This window comes from Stenotrophomonas bentonitica (assembly GCF_013185915.1).
GTDB lineage: Bacteria > Pseudomonadota > Gammaproteobacteria > Xanthomonadales > Xanthomonadaceae > Stenotrophomonas > Stenotrophomonas bentonitica.
Window position 1 is genome coordinate 591,713 of the sequence record NZ_JAAZUH010000001.1, and the last position, 15,946, is coordinate 607,658.

14 protein-coding genes are annotated in these 15,946 nt (G+C 66.8%); 7 read left to right on the forward strand and 7 right to left on the reverse strand.

The annotated features are described in order from the left end of the window. The first annotated feature begins 5 nt into the window (after window positions 1–5). The 4 genes from HGB51_RS02600 to HGB51_RS02615 all read left to right on the forward strand — a co-directional run bounded on the left by HGB51_RS02600 (window position 6) and on the right by HGB51_RS02615 (window position 6,033). Window positions 6–1,421 carry a Y-family DNA polymerase gene (locus tag HGB51_RS02600; RefSeq protein ID WP_070208261.1) on the forward strand — a complete coding sequence of 472 codons (1,416 nt, stop codon included), beginning with the start codon at window positions 6–8 and terminating at the stop codon, window positions 1,419–1,421. Continuing rightward, window positions 1,418–4,519, forward strand: a complete 3,102-nt coding sequence (locus tag HGB51_RS02605) for an error-prone DNA polymerase (protein ID WP_070208262.1) — start codon at window positions 1,418–1,420, stop codon at window positions 4,517–4,519. Before HGB51_RS02600 ends, HGB51_RS02605 begins: the two co-directional genes overlap by 4 nt. Before the next feature lie 162 nt (window positions 4,520–4,681). Continuing rightward, a complete protein-coding gene (locus HGB51_RS02610) occupies window positions 4,682–5,188 on the forward strand; it encodes a hypothetical protein (protein ID WP_070208263.1) in 507 nt (168 codons plus the stop codon). A gap of 77 nt (window positions 5,189–5,265) precedes the next feature. Beyond that, window positions 5,266–6,033: a YggS family pyridoxal phosphate-dependent enzyme gene (locus HGB51_RS02615; RefSeq protein ID WP_171966719.1), complete on the forward strand. Its 768-nt coding sequence runs from the start codon at window positions 5,266–5,268 to the stop codon at window positions 6,031–6,033. Between the two features lie 144 nt (window positions 6,034–6,177). Here the strand turns inward: HGB51_RS02615 and HGB51_RS02620 are convergent, their stop codons facing one another. The 4 genes from HGB51_RS02620 to HGB51_RS02635 all read right to left on the reverse strand — a co-directional run bounded on the left by HGB51_RS02620 (window position 6,178) and on the right by HGB51_RS02635 (window position 10,498). After that, entirely contained in the window at window positions 6,178–7,074 is an 897-nt protein-coding gene (locus HGB51_RS02620; RefSeq protein ID WP_070209141.1) for a LysR substrate-binding domain-containing protein, read from the reverse strand. A gap of 190 nt (window positions 7,075–7,264) precedes the next feature. Continuing rightward, the gene (locus HGB51_RS02625) at window positions 7,265–9,445 is read right to left on the reverse strand and encodes a hypothetical protein (protein ID WP_070209140.1); all 2,181 of its coding nucleotides are present in this window, start codon (window positions 9,443–9,445) and stop codon (window positions 7,265–7,267) included. A 175-nt stretch (window positions 9,446–9,620) separates the two neighbouring features. Then, window positions 9,621–10,025, reverse strand: a complete 405-nt coding sequence (locus HGB51_RS02630) for a VOC family protein (RefSeq protein ID WP_070209139.1) — start codon at window positions 10,023–10,025, stop codon at window positions 9,621–9,623. A 71-nt stretch (window positions 10,026–10,096) separates the two neighbouring features. Then, window positions 10,097–10,498, reverse strand: coding sequence for a RidA family protein (locus tag HGB51_RS02635; RefSeq protein WP_070209138.1), 402 nt, complete (start codon window positions 10,496–10,498; stop codon window positions 10,097–10,099). Between the two features lie 131 nt (window positions 10,499–10,629). Here HGB51_RS02635 and HGB51_RS02640 point away from each other — a divergent pair, with 131 nt between their 5' ends. Continuing rightward, complete coding sequence (locus HGB51_RS02640; protein ID WP_070209137.1) at window positions 10,630–11,592, forward strand: LysR family transcriptional regulator; 963 nt, start codon at window positions 10,630–10,632, stop codon at window positions 11,590–11,592. Here the strand turns inward: HGB51_RS02640 and HGB51_RS02645 are convergent. Together HGB51_RS02645 and HGB51_RS02650 are read right to left on the reverse strand one after the other, a co-directional pair. Next, window positions 11,554–11,871 carry a hypothetical protein gene (locus HGB51_RS02645; RefSeq protein ID WP_070209136.1) on the reverse strand — a complete coding sequence of 106 codons (318 nt, stop codon included), beginning with the start codon at window positions 11,869–11,871 and terminating at the stop codon, window positions 11,554–11,556. The two genes, HGB51_RS02640 and HGB51_RS02645, sit on opposite strands and share 39 nt — an antisense overlap. A 59-nt stretch (window positions 11,872–11,930) precedes the next feature. Continuing rightward, window positions 11,931–12,257 carry a hypothetical protein gene (locus HGB51_RS02650; RefSeq protein ID WP_070209135.1) on the reverse strand — a complete coding sequence of 109 codons (327 nt, stop codon included), beginning with the start codon at window positions 12,255–12,257 and terminating at the stop codon, window positions 11,931–11,933. Between the two features lie 186 nt (window positions 12,258–12,443). Between HGB51_RS02650 and HGB51_RS02655 the strand changes: the two genes are divergently transcribed. Then, window positions 12,444–13,568 (forward strand): sensor histidine kinase, encoded by a 1,125-nt coding sequence (locus HGB51_RS02655; protein WP_070209134.1) that lies wholly within the window; start codon window positions 12,444–12,446, stop codon window positions 13,566–13,568. Beyond that, complete coding sequence (locus HGB51_RS02660) at window positions 13,565–14,347, forward strand: LytR/AlgR family response regulator transcription factor (RefSeq protein WP_070209133.1); 783 nt, start codon at window positions 13,565–13,567, stop codon at window positions 14,345–14,347. Before HGB51_RS02655 ends, HGB51_RS02660 begins: the two co-directional genes overlap by 4 nt. Before the next feature lie 353 nt (window positions 14,348–14,700). Here the strand turns inward: HGB51_RS02660 and HGB51_RS02665 are convergent, their stop codons facing one another. After that, window positions 14,701–15,699, reverse strand: a complete 999-nt coding sequence (locus HGB51_RS02665) for a hypothetical protein (protein ID WP_070209132.1) — start codon at window positions 15,697–15,699, stop codon at window positions 14,701–14,703. Window positions 15,700–15,946: the final 247 nt, after the last annotated feature.

The following is a 15,946-nucleotide window of genomic DNA, read 5'->3' on the forward strand; positions in this document are numbered from 1 at the left end:
CCGCCATGCAGTGGGCCTGCCTGTTGCTGCCTCAACTGGCGCTGGACGCAGCCCTGCGCCAGCAGCCGGACCCGCGCGCGCCGCTGGTGCTGGTCACCGGCCCGGCGCAGCGCCGGGTGCTGCATGCGGTCAGCCCGGCCGCGCGCCAGCTCGGCCTGCGCCGCGGCATGCTGCTCTCGGCCGCGCAGGTGCTCACCCGCGACATGCTCACCGTGGACTACGACCCGCGCGCCGAACAGGACACCCGCCAGCTGCTGGCCAGCTGGCTGTACGGCATCAGTTCGCAGGTCAGCCTCGCCTTCCCGCATGCGCTGGCGCTGGAGATCGGCGCCAGCCGCGCCCTGTTCGGCGACTGGCCGGCGATTGAGCAGCGCCTGCGCGACGGCTTGAAGGAACTCGGCTTCCGCCACCGCCTGGTGGCCGCACCGAACCCGCACGCGGCCTGGGTGCTGAGCGGCGTGCACGCACGGCTGGGCGTGGACGCCGACAGCCTGGAACCGGCACTGGCGCAGATTCCGATCGAACGCAGCGGCCTGCCCACCGAGGCGGTCACGGTATTGGCCCGCTCCGGGCTGCGCAGCCTGGGCGCGGCCTTCGCCCTGCCCCGCGACAGCCTGGCCCGGCGCTTCCCGGCCCAGGTGCTGGCCCACCTGGATGCGCTGCGCGGCATCGGCAGCCCGCCGCTGCAGTACTTCCGCCCCCCCGACCGGTTCGATGCGCGCATCGAGTTCGAGTACGAGATCGACTCCACCCAGGCCCTGCTGTTCCCGCTGCGCCGGCTCACCGCCGACCTCGCCGCCTTCCTGTGTTCGCGCGATGGCGGCGCGCAGCAGTTCGACCTGTGGTTCGAACACGAACGGCACCCGGACACGCGCCTGACCGTCGGCCTGCTCGCGCCCGAGCGCGACGCGGCGATGCTGTTCGAGCTTGCCCGCAACCGCGTCGACCACCTGCGCCTGCCCGCCGGCAGCCGCGGGCTGCGCCTGCAGGCCGAGCACCTGCCGCCGTTCGTGCCGGCCGCGCGCGACCTGTTCGACCCCCGCCCGCAGCAGGCCATGCCGTGGGAACAGCTGCGCGAACGCCTGCGCGCGCGGCTCGGCGACGACGCCGTACAGGGCGTGGCGCTACGCGCCGAACACCGGCCCGAACGCGCCACCGGTACCTCCACCCAGGCCACCAAGGGCCCGCCGCCGGTATTGCCGCTGCGCCCGGGCTGGCTGCTGGCCACCCCGCAGCCGCTGTACGACCCGGACCTGCGCATCCTGTCCGGCCCCGAACGCATCGAATCGGGCTGGTGGGACGAAGACGATGTGCGCCGCGACTACTACGTGGTGGAAACCGCACTCGGCCAGCGCGGCTGGGCCTTCACCGCCGCCGGCGCGCGGCACGGACCGTTCATGCTGCACGGCTGGTTCGCATGAGCACCGCCCTGCCCGACTATGCCGAACTGCATTGCCTCTCGGCCTTCAGTTTCCAGCGCGGCGCCTCGATCGCCGAGGAGCTGTTCGCGCGTGCGAAGGAACAGGGCTACCGCGCACTGGCGATCACCGACGAATGCTCGCTGGCCGGTATCGTGCGCGCCTGGCAGGCCGCGAAGAAACACCAGCTGGCGCTGATCACCGGCGCCGAATTCCAGATCGAAGACGGCCCCAAGGTGGTGCTGCTGTGCACCGACCTGGGCGGTTACGCCGCGCTGTGCCAGCTGATCACCACCTGCCGCCGGCGTGCCCCCAAGGGCCAGTACCGCTGCCTGCGCGAGGACTTCGACACCCTGCCCGAAGGCCTGCTGTGCCTGTGGCCCACGCATGCACCCACCGCCGACGATGCAGCCTGGCTGCACGCGCGTTTCCCGCACCGCACCTGGCTGGCGGTGGAACTGCACCGCGACGCCGACGACGTGGCGCGGCTGGAAGCGCTGCTGGAATTCGGCTACGCCCACGACCTGCCACTGGTGGCCAGCGGCGACGTACACATGCACGTGCGCCGCCGCCGCGCGCTGCAGGACACGCTCACCGCGATCCGCCAGCACTGCACCATCGCCGACGCCGGCTGGCACCTGTTCCCCAACGGCGAACGCCACCTGCGCAGCCGCCAGGCGCTGGCGGCGGTGTACCCGGCCGAACTGCTCGAAGAAACCCTGCGCATCGCCGAGCGTTGCCGTTTCGACCTGGCCCAGCTGCAGTACACCTACCCGCGCGAGCTGGTCCCCGACGGCCACGACCCGGCCAGCTGGCTGCGCGTGCTGGTCGAACAGGGCATGCAGTGGCGCTGGCCAGGCGGTGCCAGCGCAGACCAGCGCCGCCAGATCGAGCACGAGCTGCGCCTGATCCACCTCAAGCAGTACGAGTCCTACTTCCTGACCGTGCACGACATCGTGCGCTTTGCGCGCAGCCAGTTGATCCTGTGCCAGGGTCGCGGCTCGGCCGCCAATTCCTCGGTGTGTTTCGTGCTGGGCGTGACCGAGATCGACCCCAGCCACATGGAACTGCTGTTCGAGCGTTTCATTTCCGAAGAGCGCGACGAACCGCCGGACATCGACATCGACTTCGAACACGAACGCCGCGAGGAAGTGCTGCAGTACGTATTCAACCGCTACGGCCGCGAACGTGCCGCGCTCACCGCCGTGGCGATCAGCTACCGTGGCCGCAGCGCGGTGCGCGACGTCGCCCGCGTGCTCGGCCTGCCGCCGGACCAGGTCAACGAACTGGCCGCCTGCCTGGACCGCTGGAGCAGCCACGAACCGCTGCCCGACGCGCTGCGCGAGCGTGGCTTCGACCCTGAAACACCCCTGATGCGGCGGCTGGTGGCACTCACCGCCGAACTGGTGGATTTCCCGCGCCACCTGTCCCAGCACCCCGGCGGTTTCGTGATCTCCGAGCACCCGCTCTCGACCCTGGTGCCGGTGGAGAACGCGGCGATGGCCGACCGGACCGTAATCCAGTGGGACAAGGACGACCTGGACGCCACCGGCCTGATGAAGGTCGACTGCCTGGCGCTGGGCATGCTCACCGCCGTGCGCAAATGCCTGGCCATGCTGCACGCGCATGGCGCCCCGGCGATGGGCATGGCCGACATTCCGGCCGACGACACCGCCACCTACGACATGATCTGCCGCGCCGACACCCTGGGCGTGTTCCAGATCGAATCGCGCGCGCAGATGGCGATGCTGCCGCGCATGCAGCCGCGCTGTTTCTACGACCTGGTGATCGAAGTGGCGATCGTGCGCCCCGGCCCGATCCAGGGCGACATGGTCCACCCCTACCTCAACCGCCGCAAACGCCTAAAGGAAGAAGGCATCGAGGAAATCGACTACCCGCCCGCGCTGGAAAAGGTGTTCAAACGCACCTTGGGCGTACCCCTGTTCCAGGAACAGGTGATGCAGCTGGCCGTGGCCGCCGCCGGGTTCAGTCCCGGCGAAGCCGATGCGCTGCGCCGTTCCATGGCCGCCTGGAAGCGCCACGGTGGGCTGGAACCGCACCGCGACAAGCTGCTGGCCGGCATGGCGGCCAACAATTACAGCCGCGAATACGGCGAACGCCTGTTTGAACAGATCAAGGGCTTCGGCAGTTATGGCTTCCCGGAAAGCCACGCGGCCAGCTTCGCGCTGATCACCTACGTGAGCTGCTGGCTCAAGTGCCACCACCCGTCCGCGTTCGCCGCCAGCCTGATCAACAGCCAGCCACTGGGCTTCTACACGCCCGACCAGATCCTGCAGGACGCGCGCCGCCACGGCGTGCCGGTGCTGCCGGTGGACGTGCGCCACAGCGACTGGGACTGCACGCTGGTGCCGGCCACGCAGGCCGATGCCCTGCCCGGCATCCGGCTCGGCCTGCGGATGGTCGACGGTTTCAGCGAAGAGGTGGCGATGGCGGTGATGCAGGCGCGTGCCCGTTACCCCTTCGACAGCGTCGCCGACATCAGCCAGCGCGCCCGGCTGGACCGTCGCCACCAGGGCTTGCTGGCCGACGCCGGCGCGCTGAAGGGGCTGAGCGGACATCGCCATCGCGCCCGCTGGGATGTTTCAGGCGTGGAAAAGCCGCTGCCGTTGTTCGACACCGTGCGTGCCACCGTCGAAGCCGAGGTGCCGCTGCCGGCCCCGAGCGCGTTCGAAGACATGCAGGCCGACTACAACAGCACCGGCACCACCCTGGGCCAGCACATGGTCTCGTTCATCCGCGCCGACCTGCAGGCGCGCCGCTGCCAGCGCTCGGACCAGCTGGCCGCGCTGCCGCACGGGCGCAGCGTGCGTTTCGCCGGCCTGGTGCGCATGCGCCAGCGCCCGCAGACCGCCAGCGGCGTGACCTTCCTGACCCTGGAAGACGAATGCGGCATGGTCAACGCCGTGGTCTGGCGCAAGACCGCCGACCGCCAACACCGGGTGCTGGTGGAAGCCCAGCTGATGCAGATCGACGCCCGCCTCGAACGCGTCGACGGCGTGCAGCACCTGATCGTGCAGCGCATGCACAACCTGGACGAGTTGATCGACGGCGTGCGTACCCACAGCCGCGATTTCCATTGAGGCGATGCCGTCCCGTGCTGCGCTTGCCCGATGGTAGAGCGGGGCTCTGCCCCGCTGCTCTGTGACCCAATTCACGCCAAACACAGATACAGATTTTCCTGACTAGTGTCGCAATCACCCCATCAGCTATCGTCGCAGCCATCCAAGGATCCGGAACCGGCCATGTCGCGCACACTCACCCTCACCACCCTGGCCGTGTCCAGCCTCGCCCTGCTGGTCTCCGGCTACACCACCGTGCGGCTGCACCAGAGCCAGTCCGAGCAGCGGGTCATCACTGCACGCGGGCTGGTCATCCAGGACGCCAGCGGCCAGGCGCGGGTCGTCCTCGGCGCGCCGCTGCCCGATCCACTAAGCAAGGGCGTCACCCAGGGCCCGCGTGCCTCGCCGCTGTCCGGCGTGGTCCTGCTCGGCGCCGACGGCTCCGAACGCGGCAGCTATGGCACCGCCGATGTCGGCGACGAAGCCTCGCTCACCCTGGACGATGCCAAGGGCACCACCGAGGTGTTCAAGATCACCGCCAACCCTGATCGCGGCGCCACCCTGGTGATCAAACACCAGAACAGCACCGGCGCCATGCTCACCTCCTGGCAGGGCAAGCCGGAGCTGATCTTCCTCAACGACAACGGCCAGTCGCATTACATCCGCCCAGGTACGGCGGCCGCGCCGTAACGCCGGGCTCTGCCCGGCCGCTCTTCGTTCCGGGTCATGTGCGAAAATCAACCGTCGTTCGTTGAAGGTTTCCGCCCGTGCCCATCGCCGCTCCGTCCTGGCCGCAGGCCACCACCGTTGCCGACTTCCGCCACAACCTGGACGTGGTGCACGCGCGCATCGACGCTGCCTGCGACCGCGCCGGGCGCGACCCGGGCAGCGTGCGCCTGCTGCCGGTCAGCAAGACCGTGGACGAAGCGCGCCTGCGCCTGGCGGTTGAAGCCGGCTGCGATACGCTCGGCGAGAACAAGGTGCAGGAAGCCAAGGGCAAGGCCGAGGCGATGGCCGACCTGGGCATCCGCTGGTCGGTGATCGGCCACCTGCAGACCAACAAGGCGCGCGACGTGGCGCGCTTCGCCTGCGAGTTCCAGGCGCTGGACAGCCTGCGCGTGGCGCAGGCGCTGGACCAGCGGCTGGCGCAGGAAAACCGCACGCTGGACGTGTTCGTGCAGGTCAACACCTCCGGCGAGGCAAGCAAGTATGGGCTGGACCCGATCGAGGTCGCCGACTTCGTGCAGCAGCTGCCGGCGTTTACCCAACTGCGGGTGCGCGGGTTGATGACGCTGGCGGTGTTTTCCACCAATGCGGAGCTGGTGCGCCCCTGTTTCGTGCGCCTGCGTGAGCTGCGCGACCGGCTGCGCCCGACGCTGCCGGCCGGAGTCAGCCTGGATGAGTTGTCGATGGGGATGTCGGGGGATTTCGAGCTCGCCATCGAGGAAGGCGCTACGGTGGTGCGGGTGGGACAGGCTATCTTTGGGGCGCGGGCTACGCCGGATAGTCAGTATTGGCCGGGAACAGCCGGTTGAGTTGAGACCGCCTGGCAGCCACGCAACAGACCCCTTCCCGTGTTGAAGCGGCCGGTCCTGGGCGCGTGGCGACGCGTTCATCGCAATGGCGCCCATCGGTCAAAGGGCGCGGCGTGTCGCTACGCGGGGTTACAGCATCCGTCGTTACGCGAGCGTGGCCATGTGGTTTGCGTGTTCGCGGGCCTGGGCGTGCAGCCAGTCGCGGAAGGCGAGGAAGCCCGGGTGCGTTGAGGAGCGCGGTGGGTAAACCAGCCAGTGCGACCAGCGTGTTTTCAGCCGGTGCGGCGACAACGCGATCAGCTGGCCGGAATCCAGCAGCAGGCGCGCGCGGGTCATCCGCCCCAGCGCCACGCCGAAACCATCCAGCGCGGCGCGGTGGTGCGCTTCGGAATCATTGAGCATCGCCACGAAACGCGCCGGCGCCGCGTCGCCGATAAGCGCGAACCAGCGATGCCATTCGCCATCGGGGTCGCCCAGCAGCGGCCACTGCGACAACGGCCGTGCGTCCACCCCACCCATGCGCTCGACCAGCGACGGACTGGCCATCGGCACCATCCACTCGTCGAACAGAGGCTCGGCATGCACCCCGCTCCACTGCCCCGCGCCCACCCGCAGCGCCGCATCGCAGTGCAGCTGGCGCTCGAAATCGGTCAGCCGCTCGCTGGATTCCAGGTTGAACTCGATCTGCGGATGCGCGGTCACGAATGAGCCCAGGCGCGGCACCAGCCAGTTGGACGCCATCGACGGCAGCGCGCTCACCGTGAGCACCCGGTCATGCCGCGCGGCGAACGGCTGCAGCGCCTGCGCAATTGCATCCAAATGCGGCCCCACCTGCTCCAGCAGCCGCTGGCCCTCGGGCGTCACCTTCACCCCGCGCCGCTGCCGCTGCAGCAGCGGGTAGCCCAACCGCTCCTCCAGCTGTCGCATCTGGTGGCTGAGCGCGCTGACCGTCAGATTCAACGAATCCGCGGCGCGGGTCAGGTTGCCCAGGCGGGCGGCGGTGACGAAATTCTGCAGCGGCTGGAGCGGAACCCGGGACATGGCGACTTGAATCCAATTCAAGAAAGGGTTGTGAAACGATCGCTTCTGCGTCGCCCATCCTGCCCGTATCGTCAATTCCACTCAAGTGGAGGACGCCCATGAACATCTACGCCAGCCTGTTGTTCCTGCACGGTCATATCGCCAACGCCGACCTGGCGCGACAGCTGGCCGAGCCCGAGGACGCCGACGCTCAGGGCGCCGGCTTGGCCTCCGGCAGCACCCGGGGCCTGCCGTCGTACCACTCCCGCGCCCCCGCCAAGTGCCAGGTGCGCTTGTCGCCGTCCAGTTCGATGCCGGCACCGAGCAGCCCCCAGCGCAGGTAGAGATCACCGCGTCGCTTGCCCTGCGGCATGTCCAACCGCGCGCGCAGCGACAGCCGTTCGTTCTCGGCCTGCAGGTCGTCCACGGCCAGGTGCTCGCGCTGCCAGCGCAGCTGGCCGCTGGCCTGCACCTCGCCCGAATCGAGCAGGCCCAGCACCCAGCGCGGGTAATCCTTGCGTGCTGCGAACACGCCCAGCACCGGGCCGGCGTCGCGCAGGCGCAGTTTCGCGCGCGCATCCACCCGGAACGGTTCGGCGGCTTGGATGTGCCCGCTGTCCAGGTCCACCTCGCCCCACCAGCCGCCCTTGCCGGCCGTATCGCCGTCGACCTGCACATTGCGCAGGCTCAGCGTCGTGCCGCCGAGGTCGAACTGGCCGGCGTCGAAATCAGCGCGCTTCACCTGCGCCTTGACCTGCGCATCGCCGAGGATATTCATTCCCAGCACCTGCACGCGTGCGCCGGTACCACGCAGGTCGGCACGCCCCTGCCCGACCCGGCCGGCGCCATCCAGCGACACCTCGCCACTGAGCAGGCCGGTGCCACCCAGCAGGCGCGCATTGCCGCTGCCTACGTAGCGGTTGTAGGCGGTCAGGTCGGGCACCCGCGCATCCTTGAACGCAAGATGCGCACGCATGCCCTCGCGCAGCTGCTGCAACCGCGCATCGCCGCGCAGGTTCAACGCCATCGCCTTGCCATCGAACAGCACCGTCTTCGGCGAATCTGACGGCGCGGCACGAAACTCGGGAATGGCGACCTTCAATTCCGCCTGCGGCGGTTCACCCTCGACAATCCGCCCCACCGCGCTGGCTTCACCCTGCATGCGCACGCCGGCCACCTCGGACACCGCCACCACCTTGGGCACATCCAGCCGGCTGCCCGGCGCCAGCGCACCGTCGACGATCTTCAGGTCGCCCTCGAGCAGGCCGCCGCCATCCAGCCGGAACCACGGCTTGCGCACGAACAGGTCGGCAATCCAGTTCAACGAATCGAACTTCCACGCGCCGCGCACCTCGCCGGACAGGCGCGGCAGCAGCTCCGCCGGCGCCTCGAACGGAATCTTCCGCCCCTGCACGCGCAGGTCGGCGTGCAGCTCGCTGCCGGTTTCCTCGTCGCGCGGCAGGCGCGCCTGCACCCGCATGTCCTGCGCCACGTCCAGCTGCAGCGACAAAAGCCCACGGTCCGGCGCATGCACGCCGGCATGCACCGGCACCCGCCACACCATGCGGCTGCCGGGCTGCAGCTCGCCGCGGTTCATCGCCAGGTCCGCATTGAGCCGCGCCTCGGCCGGCATGCTGCCCACCTTGGCGTGCGCGCCGGCGGTATCAATCGTGATCGCCTGGCTGCGCCCGTCCACCTGCAGCTGCGCCCAGGTGATGCCCAGCTTGCGCAGGCCCGGCGCTTCGTCGCGGTAGTGGCGCGGGTAATGGAAGCGTGCCGCAAGGTGCGCCTCGTCCAGCAGCTTGACCCCGTCGTAGCTCACGGTGGCCTGCTCGAATCCGGCGGTGGAATCGAACAGTTCCGAAGGGCCACCCTTGACCTGCTTCTGGAAACCGACCGTGCCGTGGCCCTCGCCAGTCACCAGCAGCTTGCCGAAACGGCCGCTGCGGATGCTGTCGCTGTGGATCGCATCCAGCCGGATGTTCCAGCCGCGGTCGCCACGCGGCGGCGGTGGAATCGCCTTCTCTACCCGTGAGATGTCCGCTTCCACCCCGGTCGCGTTGATGCCCGGAATGCGCACCTCGCGCTTGAACAGGTGCACCAGCGAAATCCATGCGCTCGCGCGGTCGGCGCGGAAAACATAGACCGTGTGGTTGGCCTGGCCACGGATATGGATGTTCCAGACAATCGCGTGCCCGGGCATCAGGGTCAGCGCCGGCCCGGTCTTCAACGTGAACTTTTCAGGTTTGCGGTTGGTGACCGCATCGAACAGCGGCGTGTTGAGGAACACATTCCCCGCCACCAGGTACAACGCATACAGCACCAGCAGCGCATACAGCGCCACACGCCACGGCCGGGGCCAGCGCCGGACGCGCTCGGGAATCAAAGCCATGGAAGTCTGCGACGTAACGGAATGACACCGCCACTATCAACAACCGCGCTACGGCACCGCGTGAAGATTAGAGGGCACGCCAACTGCAATGGTAGGGTCGGTCCCCAGACGACCGCCGATACCAACGATCACTGCTATAACGCATGACCAGAAAACGGCGCCGCCTCTGCCACGCTCAACCCACCCGCCGCTCAGGATCCCAAGCCATCGGCTGCCACAACTCCAGCTTGTTCCCATCAGGATCCAGGATCCACGCAAACGAACCGTTCTCATGCGTCTCCGGCCCACTCACGATGGTCACATCCGCCTCACGCAGGTTCGCCAGCAACCCTTCCAGATCATCCACCCGATAATTGATCATGAAAGGCGACTCGCTCGGACTGAACCATTTACTCTCCGGCTCGGCCAGCGCCCACACGGTCAGCCCACCATCGTTGGCCTTGTCATCCGGCCAACGCAGCACCGCACCACCGAAATCCTCCAGCTGCATGCCCAGGTGCTGCCGGTACCACTCAGCCAGCGCGGCACGGTCGCCACGGCTCTTGAAGAACACCCCACCGATACCGGTCACCTTCGCCATTGCCGTGCCCCTGCTGCTGTATGTGGTGCGCCGAGCGTACACCGCCCGGCGCCCACCGCAAGGCCGACGCCTCAGGCATCCGGATCCGGCAGCTTCGCCACCACCTTGAACTCCACATCGAAGCCGCTCAGCCAGGTCACGCCCACGGCGGTCAGGCTCGGATGCGGGGCCTGGCCCCAGTACTCCGGCACGATCGCCCAGACCCGGTCGAGGATCTTGTCCGGATCGATCATGAAGACGGTCACGTCGACCACGTCATCGAAGGTGCAGCCCGCTGCGGCCAACACCGCGTTGAGGTTCTCGAACAGGCGGTGCACCTGCGCTTCCAGCCCCGGCTCCGGCGAACCGTCTTCGCGGCTGCCGACCTGGCCGGAGACGAACAGGAAGCCGTTGGAACGCACGGCGGGCGAATAGCGGTAGCGGGCATACAGGTCCTGCCGGCCGGCGGGGAACACAACGTCTCGGGTTGCCATGGAAGTCTCCAGAGGGGCTCGGGGCCCAGTGAGGGAATGCCTCCACGGTACGGGCGCCGCCCGGGGCGATAAACGACCAACCTTGGCCATCACTGTTTGTAGAATCCAAACAATTGCCCATGGGAGTGCCGATGGACCGTTTCGATGCCATGCAGGCCTTTGCCCGGGTCGTGGAGACCGGCAGTTTCACCAAGGCCGCGCAGACCCTGCACATGAGCCGCACCACCGTGACCCAGCTGGTGCAGCAGTTGGAGGCGCGCCTGCGCGTGCGCCTGCTCAACCGCACCACCCGCCAGGTCAACGTCACCGAAGACGGCGCCGCCTACTACGAGCATGTGGTCCGGCTGCTCGCGAATTTGGACGATGCCGAGACCAGCCTTTCCAGTTTCGCCGCCAGTCCCCGCGGGCGCCTGCGCGTGGACGTGCCCGCCCCCTTGGCGCGCTTCCTGCTCGTCCCCGCCCTGCCCGACTTCCATGCGCGCTTCCCGGACATCCAGCTCGACCTTGGGGTCAGCGACCGCAACGTCGACCTGATCGACGAGAACGTGGACTGCGTCATCCGCGGCGGCGTGCTGACCGATCCGTCGCTGGTCGCCCGCCATATCGGCGACCTGAAAGCGGGGCTGTACGCCGCGCCGCAGTATCTCGACACCATCGGCACCCCCACGCACCCTGCTGAGCTGGAGGCCGAGCCGCACCGCATCGTCGGCTACCGGGGCTCACGCCCCAGCGGTGCCATGCCGTATGTGCTGCGGCAGGGCGATGCATCCTTGACCGTGCACGGCCGCCATGTGCTCGCGGTGGATGATGGCAACGCCTACCTCGCCGCCGGCGTGGCCGGACTGGGCGTACTGTGGCTGCCGGACTATGTGGCGGCCGAGCACGAACGACACGGTGAACTGGTGCGCGTGCTGACCGACTGGCAGGTCGACCCCATGCCCCTGCACATCGCATTCCGACCCAACCGGCACGTCAGCGCCAAACTGCGCGTGTTCGTCGACTGGGTCGCGGCCTTGATGGCCAAGCACGTGCCGAAAGCCACGCAGGGCGTGGCGCTACCGGGTGGACAGGACCAGCAGCAGGAAGATCAGTAGCGAGGCCACGCTGGCCAGGGTGAGTACCCATTGGATATCGCGAAGCCGCAGGGTCGCCGCATCCAGCTCGTCCCGGTGCGTGCGAAGCAGCAGGAAGCGGGTGTAGGTGCCATTACCCCAGTGACTGCCACCCGGGCCGAAGGTGCGTGGCGCGCCAAAGGCATCGAACAGCGCCGGATGATCGCGACGGATCCGCCGGAGCATCATCACGTTGAACGGCAGGCACATCAGGATCAGCCCGAACGGCAGCAGCAGCATCATGTCGATCAGTTCTTTCACGGCACCTCCCCTGTGCAGTGCCCTCGATGATAGGCCGAACCGCCGCTGCCGTGCGACCTTCACGACGGCAACGGCTGCACCACCAGCACGTCCCCACGGCACACATCCACCTCCCGGTAGATCGCGTCGCGCCCGTTGCGGAACGCCAGGCGAAGGTCGAAACGGCAGCCGGTGTCGCCCAGGCGCACGGTGGTGCTGACGCCGCCCCCGTCGATACGATCGATCGGACGGGCCTCGAACACCCCGCTGCCGGCTTCGGCGACTTCCAACCGGAGGATGCTGTCGTGCGCCCGGTTGAGCACCGTCAGGTAACGCGGCTGCTCGGTAGCGTGGGCGGCCGAGGTCGTAGACAGCAGGACAAGCAGTACGAGGGGGCGGGTATGCATGGCGGCAGGCTCCGGCGTGGGTGAGCCTGCATGACGCGCCGGGAATACCCACGCCGGCAACGGATCCGGGACCAATCGTCGTCACGTCGGGACCAATCGTAATGGGCCGTCATGGCGCTTCTCCGGACTGGCACGGCCGCCTAAGATGGCCCTGCCCCGCCTTGCCGGGCGCCCTGGATACCCGCCGTGATCGTTCGCCTTGGCAGCACCTCCATCACGCTGACCCGCTACCTGCTGCTGTGGACCGCCGTCGTGCTGGTGTTCGCCGTGCAGCATGTCCTCAGCGACGGCATGCATGGCAACAGCGTGCCGCTGATCGCTCATCTACGCTGGTCGATGATCCAGTGGTACACGTGGGCCGCGCTTGCGCCGCTGGTGTTCCGCCTGGCCGAGCGCCATCCCATAGACCCGACGCGGCGCCTGCGCGGCTTGGGCAGGCACGTGCTGGCCAGCCTGGTGGTCACCTCCGCCGCCATGGTGATCGGCGCACTGGTCTCCACCCTGTTCGAACCCAGTGGCTTCTTCGAACAGCTCGGCTACTTCCTGGCCCAGCACTTCGCCATCGGCCTGCTTGCCTACTGGGCGCTGTTCGCCCTGCAGCAGGCCCTGCACTTCCAGGCCGAGAAGGCGCGGCGCGAGGTGGAAGCCAGCCGGCTCGCCACTGAACTGGCCCAGTCGCGCCTGCTGTCGCTCAAGTCGCAGCTGCAGCCGCATTTTCTGTTCAACACGCTGCACGCCATCATCACCCTGCTCGACGAAGACACCCTCTCAGCCGAAGACATGCTGCTGCGCCTGAGCGAGCTGCTGCGCGCCTTCCTCGAAGACTACGACGGCCAGGAGATTCCGCTGCGCCAGGAGCTGGACCTGATCGAGCTGTACCTCGGCATCCAGCGTGTCCGCTTCAAGGACCGGCTGACCACCCGCACCTACATCGCACCGGACACCCTCGACTGCGCGGTGCCCAGCCTGCTGCTGCAGCCACTGGTGGAGAATGCGCTACGCCATGGCATCGGCCAGCGCGTGGGCGAGGACGTGGTGGAGATCGAAACCCGTCGCGACGGCGACGCCCTGTGCATTGAAGTCCGCAACCGCAACAGCACGCTGGAGCCCACCCCGAAGGCACCGGCCGGGCATGGCATCGGCATGTCCAACACCCGGCTGCGCCTGAAGGAGCTGTACGGCGATGCCGCCGAGGTGCGCCTCGACATGCTCTGGCCCGAAGGCGTGGCCTGTCGGGTGCGCCTACCGTTTCGCGCCCTGGGGTCCCTCGACGACGCACCGGAGTTCGATGCGGGGACAGCGCCGGCATGAGCATCCGCGTACTGGTGGTGGACGATGAGCCACTGGCCCGCCGGGCCATCGTGCGCCTGCTGGCTGACGACCCGGAGATCGAACTGCTCGGCGAATGTGGGGATGGCGTCTCCGCCGTGAAGGCCATCCGCGAACAATCGCCCGACCTGGTGTTCCTGGACATCCAGATGCCGGCGATCACCGGCCTCGACGTCGTCGCCACCATCGGCGCAGAGCGCATGCCCGCCACCGTGTTCGTTACCGCCTACGAGCAGTACGCAGTCAAAGCGTTCGAGGCCAATGCGGTGGACTACCTGGTCAAACCCTTCAGCCGCGAGCGCTTCGCCGCCACCTTGCAGCGCGCCCGTCAGCGCGTGTCGGCCGCAACCGGCACCAGCGCGCAGGCCACCACCCAGATCCTGCAGGCGCTGGACGCCCTGCGCCAGCGCGAGCTCTACCTGCAGCGCATCCCCGTTCGGGTGGAAGAACATGTAGTTCTGATCGACGTCGCTGACATCGTCTGGATCAAAGCCGCACGCAACACCGTGGAAATCCACCTTGCCACGAAGGTGCACGAACATCGCGGCACCATGACCGCATTGGCCGAGCGGCTGGACCCGAAGCACTTCGCACGGGTACACCGCTCGGCCATCGTCAACATCGCCCGGGTCAAGACCATCCATCCCTGGTTCAACGGCCACCATGTGGTCACCTTGGACACCGGCCAGCAGCTGCGCATGAGCCGGTACCAGAATGAGGCATTTTTGAAGCTGGTATCTACGCGGGCAGAAGCGACCTGACCCCGTAGCGCCGGGCTCTACCCAGCGGCTCTCCGCGCAGCCCTTGGGGACGACGAAGAAGGAGTCGTTCGCCACAGTCACGCCACTCGACGTATATTTTTGTAATACCCCAACCCTTTGACCAACACTCCGGCCGCAGTCGGCGGTCACGCCGACCGAGACCTCCACCATCCCTTCATCGGCCCCATCGCCCCCTCCTCGCGGAACGGCTCCCAGTCGTACCGCACCATTCCTCTTTGCTTGAATTGACAGAAGGAGTGATGTCTGCCGCAAATGCCTCGCCACGTTGGCGATTGCATCAGGGACCTCGGGAGATCCAGCTGCCGTCAGCACTCTACGTCTCAAGCACCGGGTCAGATGTGCACATTGGCTTCGAGATGAACAGTATTGAAATCATCGTTGTATGTATTGCCAAGCGCACACTCGGCATAGTTCCCATGCTGGTTGTAGTAACGCACGCATGCCTCACGACGATGATTGGAATTAGCCAGTCTGTGCCCATTAACACTGACTCGAGCCGCAGTGGCCTGGCCCGGCCGCTTGTTTACCTGCCACTCAAGCACTGTCACACCATTGATATTTATCCGGTGAGTAAAGATGGAGCCTGCAGAGTATGCAAAGTGAGCCCTGTACATATGACCATACTTTTCGTGCACGTGCATATTATTGCCCGGGACGTCAATGTGGACAGAATGGACAATATTCAAACCATGCTCCTCGAACTTTATGTAGTACAGATCGACATCCCCATGCGCATTACTTTGCTCATCGACCCGTTCTATTTTCAGATTACTGTGATCATATCTAATCCTATCCACGCCCTGGATGATGACCCAGCTGTCGAATTTTCCAGGCGTCGGGTTGGCCGTATTCGTCGTGAACACCCCGCCCGCCGGAGATCTGATCTCAGCGGCCACTTTATGCGTAGTAACGGCGCTTTTCGTCGTGTGAAGGAAAATTACTTGACCCTTCAATTCGGACGTGTCACGTGGCTCGCGTTCGGATTCAGGCTCCGCAGGGAGATCTTCCCGGATGGGATCCCAATGGTAGACATACCGTGTATCGCGCGCGTGGTTGGTCCCAGAGATGTAAGCGCCGGTGTCATAATCAATGAGCTTGATGGTCTTCAACTGCTCCATCGAGAGCTGGACTCGGACGTCATTTTTGTCCCGCGCCTCGATCAGGAACTCCACAGGCACCTGCTGATTGCCATTGGCGTAGACGCGCGCGGTGACTTTTGATCGCGCGAGGACGCGCACTTCAAACTGCGTGAGCGTTACCCAATCAGCATTCGGCACTACATCGGATTCATCCGGCGAATCCTCGATAGCCTCGATGGCCTCGATTTCCATGACGGCATTCATAAGTCACCTTCCTGTTCCAAATTGAGTTAAACAGCCGCCAGAACGCATGAACCAAAAGCTGAGCAGACCGACCGCGTGGACTGCCAGACCAGGAACATGTTTCGGACCTACTGAATCGCAGACAGGAAGGGCGTGCGCGGGAAAATGCAGCACACCTTCAAAGAGGGACGCCCCGATCAGAATTCCCACGCAACGGGCACGGTAAACACAAGCACGTTGAGCGCAGCTCACTGCT